The following is an 18859-nucleotide window of genomic DNA, read 5'->3' on the forward strand; positions in this document are numbered from 1 at the left end:
TAAACAAGCTGAAACTTTTTTTATGCTGCGGGTAAGACATAAAACAGTACGCAGAAAAACATCATTGTACTACCGCCTAGTACGAAGAGATGCCAAATGGCATGATTGAACGGAAGCTTTTCCCAAAGGAAGAATATAGCTCCGACAGAATACAAAATGCCGCCTATTAATAGTAGTGAGAAGCCGTGACCGGTTAAATTTTCATAAAGGGGTTTAATGGCAACGATGATGAGCCAACCCATAATGATATAACATAATGTTGATGTTTTAATAAAGCGACGAACAAAGAAGATTTTGAAAATAATTCCACCAATCGCAAGGGTCCAAATAATTGCGAGTAAAGTCCAACCGAGCGGGCCACGCAGTGTAATGAGTAGAAATGGTGTATACGTCCCGGCAATTAATAAATATATGGCGGAGTGATCTAAAATGGTAAATAACTTTTCTACTTTTGGATGATGGATGCTATGTAGCAGTGTAGAAAATAAGTATAGCAAGAACATGCTTACGCCATAAACGGTAAAGCCAACAACAGCAGATGCTGTGCCATGTTTGGAAGCATGAATAATTAATATGATTAAGGCAGGGATGCTTAAAATGGCACCGATACCATGGGTAATTGCATTCGCAATTTCTTCTTTTACAAATTGGGTCATTCTTTTAATTTTTTGCGTCATAATGTTAATCCCTTTCACTGTATTGAGATAAGTTATATTTTCCTTAACCATATCATATACAAAAGGAATAGAAAATGATATTCAATTGATTATATTTTTGAATTTTTTTGACAAAAGACAACGGATACATTGACGTTTACGAAATTTTTTGACAAAATGAACTTATGGAATAGTAGGACAAGGAATCTACTTATGAAGGGGATGGGGAAATGTTTTCAAATATCGGCTTTCCAGGGTTAATTTTAATTTTAGTAGCAGTGTTAATTTTATTTGGCCCAAAAAAGTTACCGGAAATTGGGAAAGCTTTAGGGGAAACGTTAAAAGAATTTAAAAAATCAACAAAAGAATTGACTGATGAGGCATTTCAAGAGAAAGAAAAAAATAAATAAAAGAATATGCTGAAGTTTTTCTCGGAATGGATAAATAAAGTGTGGTGAACGAGATGGAAGATCGGGAAATGAGCGTAGTAGAACATATTGTTGAGCTTCGCAAACGAGTAATATATACAGTATTATCCTTTGTATTATTTTTAATTATTGGATTTACTTTTACGAAGGATATTTATTTTTGGCTTGTAAAAGATTTACCAATGAAATTAACTGTTCTCGGTCCAAGTGATGTGTTGTGGATTTTTTTCTCGATTGCTACAGTATTTGCTATCGTTTGTACAATTCCTTTTGCTGCGATACAAATTTGGTTATTTGTAAAACCAGGTTTACATCCCAATGAACAAAAAATGACATTAATGTATATACCGGTATTGTCTATATTATTTATAGCAGGCCTATCTTTCGGTTATTTTATCGTCATGCCATTTTTATTTCATTTCCTAACTACAATTGGTAATGAGATGTTTAATACGATGTTTACAACGGAAAAATATTTTCATTTCGTATTAAATTTAACAGTTCCGTTTGCTGTTATATTTGAATTACCTGTAGTTGTTATGTTTTTAACGAGTATAGGTCTTCTAACGGCAGAATTTCTTCAGAAAATAAGAAGATATGCTTATGTCGTGTTGATTATAATTGCATCATGTATATCGCCGCCAGATTTTTTATCACATAGTTTAGTAGCGGTACCGCTTATTTGTATTTATGAAATTAGTATCGCTTTATCAAAGATAGTTAGTAAACGAAAACAGAAAAGAGAAGAAGAAATACAGTCGAAAAGTGCCTCGTTATAAAGGCACTTTTTAATTTATTTGTTATACTCTAGCTATAATTGTATACAATATATAGAAGGAAAAAATTATAGAATCTCCAAAATTTAGACAAACTTTTCATTTTTATAAGTTTATACTGAAGTTATCAAGCTATATATGGGTAATAAGACTCCCGTCTCAAAGGATATATAGGACAGGGTTCGAATTAGGTGGATATAAATGAAGTATTAACTTCTAAATGGGGCAGCTTAAGGATATTTTAGTATTCATAGGAAACCTACACTAAAAAACGTGTTAAAGAATAAGGTGGAGGAAGTTCAAAAATCCAACGAAAAAGAGGATTGATATTGTGATTACGAAAAGTTTTTATTTCACTCATGCAACAGGGAATTGTATTAAAATATTTGAAATCCCTGTCCTACAAACACAGCATCCATTAGCGTTTCTAATTCAGTCTCGTCTTCAATTATTTATTGCAAAAATTCAAAAACATAAAAACCCAAGATTCTCGTACTCTTTCCGTGAATATTTACAAAGTTGTTTGAAGTGGAATGATTATTCAAATGTATATAAGACAAATACTCTTGAAAAGAATGCATAATACACAGCAGGGACAGAGTTAGGTAGGCTCTGTCTTTTTCATTTTAGGTATAAAAATATAATTAATTTGGTGAAATTCATTCGAAATTGTTGAAAGCCTCGGGAATGCTAGTATAATAACAGGGAGAGCGTATTGGAAAGGGAAGAATATAATATGCAAAAAATTAAAATTGTAACAGATTCAACGGCAGATTTATCAAAAGATATACTTGAGAAGTATGATATTCATGTTTTACCATTATCTATTTCTGTAAATGGACAAACATACTTAGATCGTGTAGATTTACAACCGGATGAATTTATTGAAGAAATGATTAAATCAGAAGAATTACCAAAAACATCACAACCGGCTATGGGTACATTTGTAGAAATGTATGACAAGCTAGGCGAAGACGGAAGCCAAGTGCTTTCTATTCATATGACAGGTGGAATGAGCGGTACTGTCGCAACAGCGAATAGTGCTGCATCAATGACAGATACAAAAGTAACAGTTGTTGATTCTCAATTTATTACACATGCTTTAGCATATCAAGTAATTGAAGCTGCAAAAATGGCAAAAGAAGAATGCTCACTAGAAGATATTTTAAAACGTATTGATGAAGTAAGAAAGAATACTCGTTTATATGTTGTCGTAGATACATTAGAGAACTTAGTGAAGGGTGGACGTATCGGTAAAGGGAAGGCTTTTATCGGTTCATTACTTAATATTAAACCTATTGCAAGTTTAGAAGGCGGCGTATATAATCCGGTAACGAAAGTACGTAGCCAAGGGCAGATTGTAAAAACGTTGGCTAAACTATTCGAGGAAGATACTGCTGGAAAAGTGGTGAAAGCTGTTGCGATTCCACATGCTAAAGCAATTCCTTTAGCAGAAAGTGTAAAAGCTGCTGTTGAAAAAGTGAATGGATTCACTCAATCAGAGATTTTCTATACAACACCAGTTATCAGTACTCATACAGGACCAGGAGCAATTGGTTTTATGTATTTAGCAGAGTAATAAAAAAACTACTTGAAATGAATTTTCAAGTAGCTTTTTTATTATTTCAGGACAGAAAATAAGAAATGAGAAGGGCAATACAGGCGCTACCGCTAATTATATAGCGAGTCTGTAAATAATCTTTCATGAAAAACACCCTTTTCAATTTTTTAAAGTATATGATAAATTACTCGCAAAAATTAGTACTATTATACATGAGAAGTTTCTGTGATTTTTACTGGTTTTTTAACTGGGACAATAGGGCTATAAGTGAAAGTTTGACCTAAAAAGAGAACATGTAGTTGTTCCCACGGTAGCATTCGTAAATTCCAGTTATTTCGTAGTCGTGTTACTGCTTCCCTTGGTGTTTCATCTGCTAAAGCAAAAGTACCGTAGTGCATGGGAATGAAATGTGTAGCTTTTATATCTAGATACGCTTGCACAGCTTCTTCTGGTGAAACGTGAGACACTTTCATAAACCATTCTGGTTCATAGGCACCAATTGGCATAAGTGCAATATCGATTGAAAAACGTTTGCCGATCTCTTTAAATCCTTGGAAATAACCACTATCACCACAAAAATAAATGGTTTCTGAAGAAGTCATATTATCAATGATCCAGCCTCCCCAGTGAGAGGTGTTCATATCAAATAATGTTCTTCTCGTCCAGTGCTGGGCAGGTACGAAGTGAAAAGAGACGTCATCAATTGTTGTACTTTCCCACCAGTTGTATTCTTCTACATTGGTGAATTTTTTACGAGTAAATAATTTTTTTAGCCCAATAGGAACAAGGTATAAGGTATCATCATTTAGTTGACGAAGAGATGAAAAGTCTAAATGATCGTAATGACCGTGTGAAATAAGAACGATATCGATTTTAGGTAGTTCTTTTATAGTGAGCCCTGGCTCAGTAAGTCGTGGAACTAACTTTAATTTATTAGCCCATACTGGATCTGTTAAAATATTTAAGCCGTTCGTTTGAATGAGAAAAGTTGAATGACCAATCCATGTGACAGTCGTTTTTTCAAAGTTATTTAGTAGAAATTTACTTTGTTTAACAGGTGATTGTTCTACTAGAAAAGAAAAGTCTTTTTTGTTTTGCTTTCTCTCTTTACGCCAACGTAAGAAGGAGCGAATTGATTTTTTTGTACTTGCATTATCCATATTTTCATAGCGCTTTGCCATGAACATCACCTCATTTAAAATCGTTGTAGTTGTATTGTACCGAAATGTTGTTAAGGAATACAGTGTTTAACATGGATTAATGTTTAAGTAATTGTAAAAAAATAGGGGGATTTATTTACAAATTTAACAATGAACTTCGTTTCGCAAATAATGGTTAGAGAAATAATAGTAGTAAAATATATTTTGTCTAGTAATTCGCTTGAAATAAAGAAGTAACATACGTAAATTCGTACGATTTCGTGAACAAATGATGTAAACAATTTTCTCATAGTGTTTACTTTTGTTATGATATACATAACTTACATAAATTAAGGATAGAGAAAAGAGGTTTAATAATGAAGCGTTATCAAAAGTTAATTGGTCTTATGGTTGTATTTTGTCTCTTTGTACTTGCAGGTTGTAGTAGTTCAGGGGCAAAACTCCGTAAACCGTTAAACTGGGATTTAGAAACTTTCCAATTTACAAATCAAGAAGGAAAGCCGTTTGGTACAAAAGATTTAAAAGGGAAAGTTTGGGTAGCTGATTTCATGTTTACAAACTGTCAAACAGTTTGTCCGCCAATGACTGCTAATATGGCGAAATTACAGAAAATGGCTAAGGAAGAGAAATTAGACGTTCAGTTTGTTTCGTTTAGTGTAGACCCTGAACTTGATAAACCAGAAAATTTGAAAGCATTCATTCAAAAGTTTACAGAGGATACAAGTAACTGGAACTTGTTAACTGGTTATTCACTGGAGGATATTACAAAGTTTTCAAAAGATAACTTCCAGTCGCTTGTAGATAAACCAGAGAATGGGCAAGTAATACACGGTACATCATTTTTCTTAGTCGATCAAAATGGAAAAGTAATGAAAAAATATAGCGGCATTAGCAATACGCCATACGAAGATATTATACGTGATATGAAGCGATTAGCTGATTAAAAAGAAGGGTGCTTAGCACCCTTCTTTTATTAGTATTCAGTCTATGGATAATATGTCATGCTGTTGTGGTAATTTCGGTGCGCGAATTTCTAATACACCGTTTTGATAAGAAGCTTTCGTTGCTTTTTTATTAATTAAATATGGTAACTTAATAATTCTTGACGCTTCTGAAATGGAACGTTCTCGGCGATAATAGTTATGAGATGTTTGTTCTTCTTCCGTCTCTTCAAGTATATCTTCTTTTACAGAGACTTTTAAGTATTCGCTTTGTATTTCAATTTGAATTTGTTCTTTTTGTATACCTGGTAGTTCGGCTGTAACGACGAGTTCGTCACCAACTTCGTATAAATCTACTGGGAATGTTAATAAACGGTTTCCTTTTTGGAAAAAATGATTTAAATCAGCAATTACGCCACGAAGAGGCGTTTGTTCGAAAAAATCATCAATTTGTTTTAAATAATTACGAACTGGTGGGCGAGAAGAATCTTTTTTTTCTTCACTCATGGTATTACCTCCTAGAAATCAATTTGCAATATCATATGACAAAAGCGGAGAAAGGTGAGTGCCTAGTTTTCATGTTTTCATAAAAAAATGTTAAAAATGTGAAATGGAGTGAGTTTTTTATAGTTTTTGGTCGCCATATTCAGTTGATTATGCTAGTATAAATAGGGTTGATATAGTAGTATTGAGACAGAATGAAAACTGAAAGAGGGTAAGAAGTATGTGTGGTTTTGTAGGATGTTTATGTGAAAACCCTAGAGAGTTTTCAGAAACAGAAAAACATCAATTTGAAAATATGAACACGATGATTTTCCACCGCGGTCCAGATGACGAAGGATATTTTCGTGATGAACATGTACAATTTGGCTTCCGCCGTTTAAGTATCATTGACTTAGAGGCAGGACATCAGCCGTTAACTTATGAAAATGATCGATATGTAATTATTTTTAATGGTGAAATTTACAATTATGTAGAACTACGTGAAATGTTACTTGAAAAAGGTGCAACGTTTGCTACACAATCTGATACAGAAGTTATCATTGCATTGTATGCACATATGAAAGAAAAATGTGTAGACTACCTTCGTGGTATGTTCGCATTTATGATTTGGGATCGTGAAGAAAAGACACTTTTCGGTGCACGTGACCACTTCGGTATTAAGCCTTTATACATCGCACAACAAGGTGATACTACATTCTTCGCATCTGAGAAGAAAAGTATTATGCATGTAATGGAAGACAAAGGGGTAAACCCAAAGTCACTACAACACTACTTTACGTACCAATATGGTCCAGAGCCAGAAACATTAACAATTGATGTTAACAAAATTGAGCCTGGTCATTACTTCGTAAAAGAAATCGGTAAAGAGATGGAAATCCATCGCTACTGGAATCCTTATTTCAACGCTTCAAGCGCAACGAAAGAGGAGCATATCCAAGCAATTCGTGATGTATTATACGATTCTGTAAAAGTACATATGCGTAGTGATGTACCAGTAGGTTCTTTCTTATCTGGTGGTATCGATTCATCTATTATTGCTTCTATCGCAAGAGAAATGAATCCAAATCTATTAACATTCTCTATTGGTTTCGAACAACGCGGTTTCAGTGAAGTTGATGTTGCGAAAGAAACTGCTGAGAAATTAGGAGTTAAAAACCATAACGTATTCATTACAGCGCAAGAATTTATGGATGAGTTCCCAAAAATCATTTGGCATATGGATGATCCTTTAGCGGATCCAGCAGCTGTACCATTGTATTTCGTTGCGAAAGAAGCGCGTAAACATGTAACGGTTGTTCTTTCTGGTGAAGGTGCAGACGAGCTATTTGGTGGATATAACATTTATCGTGAGCCAAACTCGTTAAAAATGTTCTCTTACATTCCTAGCCCAGGAAAGAGTGTTCTAAAGGCATTAAGTGGTGCTCTTAAAGAAGGGTTTAAAGGAAAAAGCTTCTTAGAGCGTGGATGTACGCCAATCGAAGAGCGTTACTATGGAAATGCGAAAATCTTCCGTGAAGAAGAGAAAGCTGAATTAATGAAGTATTACGATGAAAGTGTTAACTATATGGATATCACGAAACCATTGTATAACGAAATTAAAGATTATGATGATGTAAGTAAAATGCAGTACATTGATATGTTCACATGGTTACGCGGCGATATTTTATTAAAAGCTGATAAAATGACGATGGCAAATTCATTAGAACTTCGTGTACCGTTCTTAGATAAAGAAGTATTTGACGTTGCATCTAAAATTCCGACAGAATTTAAAATTGCAAACGGAACAACGAAAGCTATATTACGTGAAGCTGCTCGTGGAATTGTTCCGGATCACGTGTTAGATCGTAAAAAGCTTGGATTCCCAGTACCAATTCGTCACTGGTTAAAAGATGAAATGCACGATTGGGCTGTAAATATTATTAAAGAAAGCAAAACTGAGCATTTAATCGAAAAACAGTATGTATTAAACTTACTGGAAGCACATTGTGCAGATAAAGGCGATTATAGCCGTAAAATTTGGACTGTACTTGCGTTTATGGTATGGCATCAAATTTATGTTGAGCATAAATACGATACGAATAAGTTCCACGAAGAAACAAAGCGTGCGTATAGCTTAGTTTAATAAAAAACCTTAAGGTCGCATTCGATCTTAAGGTTTTTTTCATAAATTGCATTTATTATTGATACAATAATAGTAAAAGGATGGACAACATATGATTACGTTTGAGAAAGTAAATACAGAAAATGAAAGCGCTGTAAAAGAAATGTTTCACTCACACAGCTTAGATGAGAAAAAGGTTCAGTATTGTGTAAAGGCTGATGATACATATATTGGTGTAATAGATTATAGCGTTCAAGAAGAGAGTGCTATTTTGTCACAGTTAATTATTCATTTTGATTATCAAGGTTATGGATACGGGACAAATACGTATTTTACATTTGAAGAAATGATGAAACAGAGAAATATGAAAGAAATAAAAGTATTGCAAGAGATGTTTACGGAACAAGCTAAATCTTTCATAGAGGGATCTGGTTTTATTGAGGAAAATGGAATATATGTAAAGAAAATATAGTGAATATTGATTAGGTGATGATATGAATATAAGGTAGGTGGACGTATGACGATAACTTCTGGTCTTGTATTAGTTGGAGGTTGTTTTATAGTAGCAGAACTATGCCAGACTTTTATTCGGAAAAGAATGTATAAGAAGAGAAGACCATATGAATTACAATATATACCCGTGTTTGTAATTTTGTTTTGTATGCTATTTGTATTGCAAAACATAACGTATTTCCCACCTCTTTTGAACATCTTTTTGAAGTTTGGGTTGCTATATAGCGGCGGTGGGATATTTCTTTTATTTCTTTTATTTTGCATACGTTACATCCATTATCAATCGTATATATTCATTTTAAATTGGCTAAAGCAAAGCGATAGAAACCGCCTTACATAAGGGGGTTTTTTTATTTGTACTTGTAACGGAACTTGTACAATTAACATAAAATAGGACGAGTAGAAATGAAAGCTTATTACAATAAAGAAAGGAATGAAAAAGATATATGAAACTTGTTATAGACGCAGGGCATGGTGGATATGATTCTGGTGCTGTTGGTAATGGGTTAGTGGAAAAAGAGTTAACACTTCAAATTGCTAGACGTGTGGGAGATATTTTATCTGCAAATTACCCAATCAGTATTAAAATGACACGTGATAGTGATGTATTTATCTCTTTATCAGAACGTGCTAATATTGCTAATTCATTTGGTGCAGATTATTTTATCTCATTTCACATTAATAGTGGCGGTGGCACTGGATTTGAAAGTTATATTTACAATGCGCTATCTAATAGTAGTTCCGCATATGAAAAGCAACAAAAAATGCATGCAGCAGTCAATCCTGTATTAACAAAATATGGTCTTCGTGATCGAGGGGCAAAAAAAGCAAATTATGCGGTACTAAGGGAGACTGCAATGGATGCAATTTTAACTGAGACTGCTTTTATTGATACAACATTTGATGCTAATTTATTGAAAAATCCACAATTTATCGAAGATCTAAGTCAAGCATATGCAAACGGAATAGCAGCTATTTTTGGAGTAGCTCCAAATCCGAATCCTCCAAATCCACAACCTCCAAATCCTCAGCCAACACCACAAACGAAGGGGATTGCTTATATCCTTGGGAAAAATGTGAATTTAAGAAGTGGTCCATCAACGTCTTCTTCGGTTATTCGTCAACTAAACTCCCCAGAATCGTATGTCGTATATCAGGAAAGTAACGGATGGTTAGACTTAGGAAATGGACAATGGGTGTATAATGACCCTTCGTACATTAATTTTGTAAAGACGAGCAATAGCGATGGAAGTGCAATTGGTGTCGCATATATACAAGGAACGAATGTGAATTTAAGAAGTGGTCCATCAACATCTTCTTCAGTTATTCGTAAATTAAATAATCCAGAATCTTATTTAGTATATATTAATCAAAACGGTTGGTTGAACCTTGGTGGAAATCAATGGGTGTATAATGATCCATCATATATTAAATATAATCAATATTAGGAAATGAGTTTATAATGTAATATGAATGCGTATTTATGTATAACGTAGATACGCATTTTAAGAACGTTTATTATTTTCATACTTATACACTTTATTTTAAAAATAAACATTTGAATAGCGGATAGAATCTAAAATGTATATATTGAAAAAGTTTTCTGATATACATTGACAATGTATGTAATATACATTAATCTTTAATTGTTAATGATAATCGATTTCATCTAGGGAGGACATATGGTACATAGCAAAAAAATATTTATGTTCTGCATTATGATACTTATGGTAATAATCGCAGGGTGTAGCAAAGAAGAGAAAAAAGAAAATGATACATCGGCTAAAGCAAAAGATTCGTATACTGTAAAGCATGCAATGGGTGAAACAACAGTAAATGGTACACCTAAAAAAGTAGTTGTTTTAACAAATGAGGGTGCGGAGGCGCTTTTAGCTGTCGGAGTAACACCAGTTGGAACTACAAAACCACGTGCTGGTGATGAATGGTATCCTCATTTAGCGAAAGATTTAAAAGATACGAAAGTTGTAGGTACTGAGCGTGATATTAATTTAGAGGCAGTTATGAAGCTTAAGCCAGATTTAATTATCGGGAATAAAATGCGTCATGAAAAAATATATGAGCAATTGAACGAAATAGCGCCAACTGTGTACGCTGAAACATTGCGTGGGGATTGGAAAGAAAACTTTACACTCTATACAAAAGCTGTAAATAAAGAAAAAGAAGGGCAAAAGGCTCTTGAAGATTATAAAAAACGTATTGAAGGAATGAAAGAGAAGTTAGGAGATAAATTGAATTCTAAAGTTTCTATTATTCGCTTCGTACCAGGTGACGTTCGTATTTATCAGAAAAACTCATTCTCAGGTGCTGTTTTAAATGATATTGGATTTAAGCGACCACCACTACAAGATAAAGATGAGTTTGCGATAAAAGGAATTACAAAAGAGCAAATTCCGAATATGGATGGGGACTACATATTCTACTTCACATCTGATAAAGATGCAGATAAGAATAACGAAGGAACCACGTTAGCAAAAGAATGGACAGAAGACCCACTCTTTAAGCAGCTGCAGGCTTCTAAAGACAATAAAGTATTCCAAGTGGATGAAGTAATTTGGAATACAGCAGGCGGTATTAAAGCAGCAAATTTAATGTTAGATGATATTGAAAAATATTTTCTGAAATAAATGAATGGTTGAGTGCATCACTTTAAATAGGTGATGTACTTTTTTTGTTTAGTTAAATACAGAAAATTCCTTCTTTTGAGTGTGGATAAGTTGTACAATAAAACCAATCATGGAATAAAGGAGTGGAAAGGAATGAAAGCTACTCATAAAGATTGGATTTTGTTTAACGGAAGAATTGTGAATACGAAGGAAGAACAGCCGATGGTCCCATTAGAGGAGAGGGGCTTTCAATTTGGTGATGGTATATATGAGGTGTTTAGGTTATATGATGGGAAGCCACATTTATTGGATTTACATTTGGAACGATTTTTTAATTCTATGGAAGAAATAAAACTAATTCCATCGTTTACTAAAGAAGAGTTAGTGGAAGAGTTACATCAAATGATTGAAAAAAATCAATTTCAAGAAGATGGGAATGTGTATCTTCAAATATCACGTGGTGCTCAAGCTCGAAATCATGTGTATGAAAAAGATTTACAACCAACATATTTTGCGAATATTGTTTCGTTTCCAAGACCTACTACTACTATGGAACAAGGAATAAAGGTTACTGTAGAAGAGGATATACGCTGGAAGTTCTGTCATATAAAATCTTTAAACCTTCTACCTAATATCATGATTAAAAATAAAATAAACGAGCAAGGGTATCAAGAAGCGATATTAGTACGAGATGGAGTTGTAACAGAAGGGTGTCATTCGAATTTCTTTATGGTGAAAAATAATAAATTAATTACACATCCGGCCGATAATTTCATTCTACACGGCATTACTCGTCACTACGTTATTACATTAGCGAAAGCTTTACATATTGAAGTAGAAGAGCGTGAATTCTCATTGCAAGAAGTATACGAGGCTGACGAATGTTTCTTTACAGCGACACCACTTGAAATGTTCCCTGTTGTTCAAATTGGTGATGAGAAGTTTGGAAGCGGCGAAAGAGGACCAATTACGAAAAAACTACAAGCTGCATATGAAGAAAGTATTAGTTTGTTTAAAGTGACAAATTAATAATGAGGGAAAAAGCTGGTATTCCCCCAGCTTTTTTTCATGATATAATTCAACCATAGGACAAGTTTTGAAAACGCTGTAAAAAGGGGATTTAATATATGAATTATGAAGATTTTAAAGAAGTAATTCACGGTAGACGAAGTGTTAGAAAGTTTACAGAACAAGAAGTATCCACTAGTGATATAAAAGAAATTATTGATTGTGCTCGTTATGCACCGAGTGATACGAACTCACAAACGTGGGAGTTCTTGGTCATTATGAACCGAGAGAAAATTAAAGAAATTGAACAAATGACATGGGATGCATTACATAAACTTGCAGCAAAAGCAGCAGAAAATGGAGAAGAGAAAGCAGGGAAATTACTTACACGTTCTTTCGGTCCATATGCGACAGCTTTCTCTGAGGCGCCAGTATTAATCGTATGTTTGGCAACACCATATGAATCAAAGTTTCGTGAAAAGATATTTGATCCAATTGCCTTCGTTCCTGATTCAGTATGGGAAGAGGAAGGAATTAAGAGTAGCTGTTTAGCGGCACAAAACTTAATGCTGGCTGCACATGCGAGAGGGCTGGGTACTTGTCCAATGACAGGACCTGTATTATTAGCTCAAGATGAACTGCGACAATATTTACAAATTGAGCCTCAAAAACAAATTAATATGGTAATTTCACTCGGTTATCCGAAAGATAAACCGAAGAAACTTCCAAGAAAAGAAGTAGATGAGATTACAACATTTATTTTCTAAATGTTATGTAGAAAAGACATTGAAATGATTAAAATTAGGTAATGAGTTATAGGATAGTTAGTCTATTATGTAGGCTGATTATCCTTTTGTATTTCCGTTTATAGCGTTGTAATGATGAGAATCAAAAAAAATATATACGTTATACATCAAATCATAAAATGTTAGTTCGTAATTCGATATTCTCGGGATTTATTTTCTTCATTGTATTTACTTTATTAACATATTTACTTTCTGGAGAAGCAATTACCATGAAGGGTCTTACTATAAATGGTATAGGCGGAGTGTTTTTTTATTTAAATTATCTTTATTGATGTAGCGATTAATCTGATTATATTTTTTTAATAATCAGTATCAGCTATATAATCATTAGGTTAAACTTCTATAATGCTTTCAGAATGAAAACGTGATGTTTTTTATGGTAACCAAGTTTATTTTTATCGTTTTGGGGTAACTCGTTCTTGTTAGGTTGAGGGGTATGTGGCGGTACCCCATCGCCATCAAGTTAAAAAACTAATTATCCCCCAAAACGAAAAAAACGAGCTGAATTCACATAAATAACTGTAGAGAGATAAAAATTTCGTTATGGGGGTACTTTAAAATCTTAGTTTGACGAGCATGTGGTGCTACCCCATTGCCAAAATGAAAAAAACTTTTAAAATGGCTTCCTCTGTATTTATGACTCTATTACTTCTGCTAAGCTTTACAACAGGAGCTTTTGCTGATAGAACCTTATTATTAATGATTTACCTAAGGTGCCATACTGTTATGGCGTAGGAGCATATGAGGGCGTTGTGGCACATAGTACTGCGACTCCTGAAGCTCCGGTCATTAATATTCAAAAATATGAAACTCGTACATGGCGAAGCACATTCGTTCACTTTGCAGTGGATTGGAATGGGACGATTCAGATTGAGGATGCAAAGTATATTGCTTACGGGCGGTGGCACTACTGCTAATAAACGATTTGTTCATGTTGAATTATGTGAAACTGCAGATTACACAAAATTCAAACACAGCTATGATAAATATGTTAAATTACTGTCTAAAATTTTACGTGATCGTGGTTTATCTGTAGAAAAAGGATTGTGGACGCATAGCGATGTAACGCATCATCTTGGCGGTACAGATCATGAAGACCCGATTGATTACTTAAAATCTCATGGTGTGTCAGAAGCTCAGTTTAGATCAGATGTAAAACGAGCATACAATAATTCTAGTGTGGATGTTTCTGTGCCTGAGAATCCATCTGTTACAGCGGAAGTTCCGACCGCTGTAACAGATGGTATTGCTTATATTGAAGGCTACAACGTGAACTTACGTAAAGGCCCTAGTACAAGCTATTCTAAGATTCGTCAGCTAAATAAACCAGAATCGTATGTTGTATGGGGTGAAAAGGATGATTGGTTAAATCTTGGTTGAGGGCAATGGATTAAGAACGATCCATCTTATGTGAAATTTAGCAAGAAAAGCACAGTAGATTCTTCTATTGTAGGTAAGCGCGTTGTTTCTAAAGTTAATGACCTACGATTCTATCATGCTTCATCTTGGTATGATAAATATGTTGCTGGTTCTGTAGATGCAGGATTAGGATTTATAATTGATGCGAAGATAAGTGTAAATGATTCGTATCAATATAAAGTGCATAATAGTCATGGGCAAGTTTTCTATATTACGGCTATTGATACGTATGTGAATGTGCGTTAATTTAACGAAAAGGGCCACCTATTATAGGCGGCCTTTTTCGTGCTGTATGTAACATCATTTAATTGTTATATTTTTCGGTTTTCAATTTTGTGTGTTCATTTAACCAAATATCTATTAGATTTCTTAATGTAATAGTTTCTATTTCAAGAGGGATTTCGATTTCATCCTCATCATACTTATTAAATATAACAGTTTTATCTCTTCGAACATCTGCCCCAAAAATATTCGCACTTATTTTTTCATAATCACTTTTTTCATTTAAAACTTTATCTACAGTTTCTGCTATCCAATCACCGAATTCAGATACCTCTACATTTAAAAAAGCTTCTAAAATATCGAATTCCTTTGGCAGTCTAATAACTAAACTTCCTGTACTAAGTAACTCAAATTTGTAATCCATATTATTTTCTCCCTTAAAAATTAAATTATCGACCTTGTCTTGGAAATGCAGAAATAATTTTACCATTACCATCTAAAAACAAACGAATGGGTAGGCCGTCTATCCCTACTCCATCATAGATATTAGTATTACCACCCATGTGAATTTTATTGCTGTTCATCCCTACTAAGTTATTATCATTTATTGCAACAAAGGTGTAATAATTTGGATTGGATTCGATACGTTTCATTCTTACTTTCATTTCATCTAATGAACTAGGGTAACCTAAATCTGGCATTAAATCTGTAAATTGTTTGATGTCATCAGAATTATATTTTCTTATCTTCACTACGGATCCCCCACATTTTTTTCTCCGATTATATCACATTTAATATTTACAATATTTATCTTAACGTACAGAATCCGCGTTATGTTGGTGCTATCCCAATAAAAAAGGTGTGGACATATTGTACATGTATAATATGTCCACACCTTTGGTTTTATTGTCTTTGAGGTACATTACCTAAATATAATTTAAACAATGTCTTTTTATTTTGAATGGATATTTCTTTAGTGAATTGGGCTAAAATGATGAATAGAGTGGAATTACTATTTATTTCTTAAAAAAAATTAATGTTCTTAAAATAAAAGTATGGTACAGTAATCGTGAGCAAGCTAATATTTGTTCATGAAAGTGTTAAAAACTAGTTTTAAAATCAAGAAGTTATTTTTGTATAATAAATTATAATGAAATAACAGGGGGAATGAATTTTGAAGAAATTCATAATCGCTGGATTGTCTGTATTGTTATTAGTAGGCTGTGGTACTCCAAAGGAAAAAGAGGATGCACAGTCAAACCAGGAAGAACAAGTTGTAAATGCAAGTGATGAGAATATGGTCGTATTTCCTGAAGGAGCAGTGCCAATCGGAGAAGGGAAAGTAAAAGTAACTACTCCAGATGGTACTTCTGAAAATGGCAATATACCAACTGTATTCATAAAAAAGGATACTTTAATTCAGCAAGTCGAATTAGAACTTTCCAATTTTCAAAACGATAAAGAAACATTTGTATTTGTAGATCAAATATTTGCAGATAAACATCAAGTAACTAGTACAACACAGACAACAGTACAATTAAAAGAAAAGACGCTTGAGACAGGTAGTCATACGATTACCGCAGCTCAGTTTGAAAACAATGATCCAAAAGGAAAAGTCATTAGCTTGAATCAAGCTCAGTTTGAAACGAAGCCTGCGTCTTAATATGGAAAAAAGTACATTACTCAAAAGTAGTGTACTTTTTAGTTTGGATTGAATTATGTAATTGAGAATAATTTGTTTCACTTTCTAGTACGAATGAATAGAAAGAACTTATTCTTTACTATCATGTAAGAGGAAGGAATTGAAAGTTTGAAACGAGTTATTCGTATTTTCTTATTTATTATAATGTTTTCGGTCATTTGGTTTACTTTACAAGAGGCGGTTGAAGTTACGCTCAATTATCACATTCATGACTTGTTAATTGGAGCTGTATGTTTTGTCATTGTGTATCGGTTTTATCCCGCCTTAACGGACAATAAGAACCCCACTTGAAAATTTGGCACATGCGAGGAAGTTAGGTGGGAGATCAACTTGCCCGTAAAAGCCCGATTGGTGAAGGATAATACCCCCTATGATTAAAGTTTCGCTTTATGATAAACTCGGATTAAGGTAAGTATTGAGTTGGAAATGTAGGGATTTCATTTGAAATGTCGAATAGTACATACGATGTCGTAATAACAAATTTTCTATTGTTTACTGTGAAACAGAAGAAGGAGAGATTGTAGTTATGAAAAGAGCTCTTATAAATATTGATTATACATATGATTTTGTAGCTGAAAAAGGTGCTTTAACATGTGGGAAACCAGGTCAAGAAATTGAGAAGGAACTTGTAAGTGTAACGAAACAATTTATTGAAAAAGGTGATTACGTAGTATTTGCGATCGATAAACATGAAGACAATGATGTATATCATCCAGAAGCGAAATTATTTCCACCTCATAATATAGCAGGTACAAATGGAAGAGACTTATTTGGTGAATTACAAGATGTATGCGAGAAATATAAAAATGCAGAGAATGTATACTATATGGACAAAACACGTTACAGTGCTTTTGCAGGAACGGATCTAGAAATGAAGCTAAGAGAAAGAGGAATAGGGGAAGTGCATCTTGTAGGTGTATGTACAGATATTTGCGTCCTTCATACAGCAGTAGATGCTTATAACAAAGGGTTTCAAATTGTGGTTTATGAAAAAGCAGTAGCATCTTTTAATGCGCAAGGGCATGAATATGCACTTGGACATTTTAAATCTTGTTTAAATGCAGAAGTGAAGTGAAAAAAAGAGGCCTTCAAAAGGTCTCTTTTTCACATTTAAATAGAGACGACTTGCTGTTGAATTAACTTTTTAATGAACGGTCTAATCTTTTCTGGTAGCCCATTTAAATCAAAAAATTGTACAATGTAATGATTCAGCTTCGTCTGCTTTTAACGAGGTGAGTATTGCGGACTTAAAAGAAAGTCGTTTATAAAAAATTCTATTGTAATATCCCTTTAGAGGATTAAAAAGGATTATAGTAAATAGAAAAGAACATCTGAAGTTGAAAGATTGATTAAAGGGTTATATTGTTGAAGATGAAAAATGAATACAAATACATAGTTAAGAAAGTACGATTTAAGATCAGGATAAAAGATGTTTCGAAAACAAGTGTTGAGATGATAAATGCGTATTTAAAATATAGTAGCTTTGTATGAAATTTTTATTAGTAAGGAAGTGGATGGATGAGTTTATTAACGTATACTGAAGAGTTTTTTAATTATGTAAGGGAGTTTTTACTTTTAAGGTTTTTACTATTTGCTTTAGTTCTTATCATTATTTCTTTTGTTATAAATCGCATTATTGATTGGTTTTTTAGGAAATCAAGCTTTTTTGATGAAGAGGTAGAGCAGACGATTCAAAGTGTAATTCGATCTATTTTTAGGTATATCATTATCATCAGTCTGATCATATATTTAATTAGTCAATTTGTAGATATAAAAAGTATTATTGCAGGTGCAGGGATAGCGGGAGTTGTCATCGGTTTTGCTGCACAACAGATGCTAAAAGATGTCATATTAGGCTTTGCAAGATTAGCGGACAAAGAGTTTCGTGTTGGCGATTTTGTTACTTTTAACGGAACAAATTCAGGAACCATTGAGGAAATTAGTATTCGTTTTATGCAAATTCGTGAATGGTCAGGAAAACTCCTTACCATACCACACGGAGAGATTAGAACGATACAAAATTTTAATAAAGGATGGATGCGAGTTATTGAACGCATCACGGTAAGTTATCAAGAAGATCCTACAAGAGTTAAGGAATTGTTAGAAGAGGTCTGTGTTATGTGTAATGAAAAATTGGATCAAAGTCTTTATAGAGTAGAGGATGAGGTTGTTGAACCATTTAAATATATTGGTGTTACAGACTTAAATCCTAACCTTAAATATGTTGGATATGAATTTTGTATTACAGGTTTGGTTAGGCCAGAAGATTATTTTGAAATTTCAAGGCAAGTAAGATTTGAATTAATGTCTATGTTCCATAAAAATCAAGTACAAATGCCAGCAGCGAATATGTTCGTTACTACTGAAAGTTTACAAAATATCCATGTGGGACAATCTTTATCAGACAGTTAATGAAAACTAGCTAATTTCTGTTTTGG

General features: G+C 33.6%; 19 protein-coding genes and 3 pseudogenes. 16 read left to right on the forward strand and 6 right to left on the reverse strand.

Annotation, left to right across the window (positions count from 1 at the left end; genetic code table 11):
- Positions 1 to 20: 20 nt before the first annotated feature.
- The gene (gene trhA / locus NSQ08_RS09535) at positions 21 to 677 is read right to left on the reverse strand and encodes a PAQR family membrane homeostasis protein TrhA (RefSeq protein WP_002085872.1); all 657 of its coding nucleotides are present in this window, start codon (positions 675 to 677) and stop codon (positions 21 to 23) included.
- 209 nt (positions 678 to 886) lie between these two features.
- Between trhA and NSQ08_RS09540 the strand changes: the two genes are divergently transcribed.
- The 4 genes from NSQ08_RS09540 to NSQ08_RS09555 all read left to right on the forward strand — a co-directional run bounded on the left by NSQ08_RS09540 (position 887) and on the right by NSQ08_RS09555 (position 3439).
- Entirely contained in the window at positions 887 to 1066 is a 180-nt protein-coding gene (locus tag NSQ08_RS09540; RefSeq protein WP_002012719.1) for a twin-arginine translocase TatA/TatE family subunit, read from the forward strand.
- Positions 1067 to 1119: 53 nt separating this feature from the next.
- Positions 1120 to 1863, forward strand: a complete 744-nt coding sequence (gene tatC, locus NSQ08_RS09545; RefSeq protein WP_012260868.1) for a twin-arginine translocase subunit TatC — start codon at positions 1120 to 1122, stop codon at positions 1861 to 1863.
- Between the two features lie 328 nt (positions 1864 to 2191).
- Positions 2192 to 2443, forward strand: a complete 252-nt coding sequence (locus NSQ08_RS09550; RefSeq protein ID WP_002012715.1) for a DUF2535 family protein — start codon at positions 2192 to 2194, stop codon at positions 2441 to 2443.
- A 153-nt stretch (positions 2444 to 2596) separates the two neighbouring features.
- The gene (locus tag NSQ08_RS09555) at positions 2597 to 3439 is read left to right on the forward strand and encodes a DegV family protein (protein ID WP_012260869.1); all 843 of its coding nucleotides are present in this window, start codon (positions 2597 to 2599) and stop codon (positions 3437 to 3439) included.
- Positions 3440 to 3627: 188 nt separating this feature from the next.
- Here NSQ08_RS09555 and NSQ08_RS09560 read toward each other — a convergent pair whose 3' ends face one another.
- On the reverse strand, positions 3628 to 4602 hold the full coding sequence (locus NSQ08_RS09560; protein ID WP_340773937.1) for an MBL fold metallo-hydrolase: 975 nt from the start codon (positions 4600 to 4602) through the stop codon (positions 3628 to 3630).
- Positions 4603 to 4937: 335 nt separating this feature from the next.
- Here NSQ08_RS09560 and NSQ08_RS09565 point away from each other — a divergent pair, with 335 nt between their 5' ends.
- Positions 4938 to 5525 carry an SCO family protein gene (locus tag NSQ08_RS09565; protein ID WP_002141632.1) on the forward strand — a complete coding sequence of 196 codons (588 nt, stop codon included), beginning with the start codon at positions 4938 to 4940 and terminating at the stop codon, positions 5523 to 5525.
- Between the two features lie 36 nt (positions 5526 to 5561).
- Here the strand turns inward: NSQ08_RS09565 and NSQ08_RS09570 are convergent, their stop codons facing one another.
- Entirely contained in the window at positions 5562 to 6029 is a 468-nt protein-coding gene (locus tag NSQ08_RS09570; protein WP_002012708.1) for an Hsp20/alpha crystallin family protein, read from the reverse strand.
- Positions 6030 to 6246: 217 nt separating this feature from the next.
- Here NSQ08_RS09570 and asnB point away from each other — a divergent pair, with 217 nt between their 5' ends.
- From asnB to NSQ08_RS09610, 8 genes and pseudogenes are all read left to right on the forward strand, one after another.
- Positions 6247 to 8148: an asparagine synthase (glutamine-hydrolyzing) gene (gene asnB / locus NSQ08_RS09575; protein ID WP_002012706.1), complete on the forward strand. Its 1902-nt coding sequence runs from the start codon at positions 6247 to 6249 to the stop codon at positions 8146 to 8148.
- 91 nt (positions 8149 to 8239) lie between these two features.
- On the forward strand, positions 8240 to 8599 hold the full coding sequence (locus NSQ08_RS09580; protein ID WP_002031711.1) for a GNAT family N-acetyltransferase: 360 nt from the start codon (positions 8240 to 8242) through the stop codon (positions 8597 to 8599).
- A 45-nt stretch (positions 8600 to 8644) separates the two neighbouring features.
- Positions 8645 to 8980, forward strand: a complete 336-nt coding sequence (locus NSQ08_RS09585) for a hypothetical protein (RefSeq protein ID WP_078176649.1) — start codon at positions 8645 to 8647, stop codon at positions 8978 to 8980.
- 106 nt (positions 8981 to 9086) lie between these two features.
- Positions 9087 to 10088 carry an N-acetylmuramoyl-L-alanine amidase gene (locus NSQ08_RS09590; RefSeq protein ID WP_340773949.1) on the forward strand — a complete coding sequence of 334 codons (1002 nt, stop codon included), beginning with the start codon at positions 9087 to 9089 and terminating at the stop codon, positions 10086 to 10088.
- Between the two features lie 234 nt (positions 10089 to 10322).
- On the forward strand, positions 10323 to 11285 hold the full coding sequence (locus NSQ08_RS09595) for an ABC transporter substrate-binding protein (RefSeq protein WP_002127211.1): 963 nt from the start codon (positions 10323 to 10325) through the stop codon (positions 11283 to 11285).
- Positions 11286 to 11417: 132 nt separating this feature from the next.
- Entirely contained in the window at positions 11418 to 12293 is an 876-nt protein-coding gene (dat, locus tag NSQ08_RS09600; protein ID WP_002141635.1) for a D-amino-acid transaminase, read from the forward strand.
- Positions 12294 to 12391: 98 nt separating this feature from the next.
- Complete coding sequence (locus NSQ08_RS09605; RefSeq protein WP_002141636.1) at positions 12392 to 13039, forward strand: nitroreductase family protein; 648 nt, start codon at positions 12392 to 12394, stop codon at positions 13037 to 13039.
- 639 nt (positions 13040 to 13678) lie between these two features.
- Positions 13679 to 14743, forward strand: a pseudogene (locus NSQ08_RS09610) (N-acetylmuramoyl-L-alanine amidase).
- A 58-nt stretch (positions 14744 to 14801) separates the two neighbouring features.
- On the opposite strand, the gene NSQ08_RS09615 reads toward NSQ08_RS09610, so the two are convergent.
- Complete coding sequence (locus tag NSQ08_RS09615; protein ID WP_061688421.1) at positions 14802 to 15143, reverse strand: hypothetical protein; 342 nt, start codon at positions 15141 to 15143, stop codon at positions 14802 to 14804.
- Between the two features lie 139 nt (positions 15144 to 15282).
- Positions 15283 to 15420, reverse strand: a pseudogene (locus NSQ08_RS09620) (GNAT family N-acetyltransferase); the annotation flags it as partial.
- 473 nt (positions 15421 to 15893) lie between these two features.
- Here NSQ08_RS09620 and NSQ08_RS09625 point away from each other — a divergent pair.
- A complete protein-coding gene (locus NSQ08_RS09625) occupies positions 15894 to 16382 on the forward strand; it encodes a hypothetical protein (protein WP_002031720.1) in 489 nt (162 codons plus the stop codon).
- 565 nt (positions 16383 to 16947) lie between these two features.
- Positions 16948 to 17496, forward strand: coding sequence for a cysteine hydrolase family protein (locus NSQ08_RS09635; RefSeq protein ID WP_107887470.1), 549 nt, complete (start codon positions 16948 to 16950; stop codon positions 17494 to 17496).
- A 35-nt stretch (positions 17497 to 17531) separates the two neighbouring features.
- Here the strand turns inward: NSQ08_RS09635 and NSQ08_RS09640 are convergent.
- A pseudogene (locus tag NSQ08_RS09640) lies at positions 17532 to 17652 on the reverse strand (NUDIX hydrolase); the annotation flags it as partial.
- Positions 17653 to 17939: 287 nt separating this feature from the next.
- Here NSQ08_RS09640 and NSQ08_RS09645 point away from each other — a divergent pair.
- Entirely contained in the window at positions 17940 to 18833 is an 894-nt protein-coding gene (locus tag NSQ08_RS09645) for a mechanosensitive ion channel family protein (protein WP_137075882.1), read from the forward strand.
- The last annotated feature ends 26 nt before the right edge of the window (positions 18834 to 18859 follow it).

This window comes from Bacillus sp. FSL E2-8887 (genome assembly GCF_038007205.1).
Classification (GTDB): Bacteria; Bacillota; Bacilli; order Bacillales; family Bacillaceae_G; genus Bacillus_A; species Bacillus_A mycoides.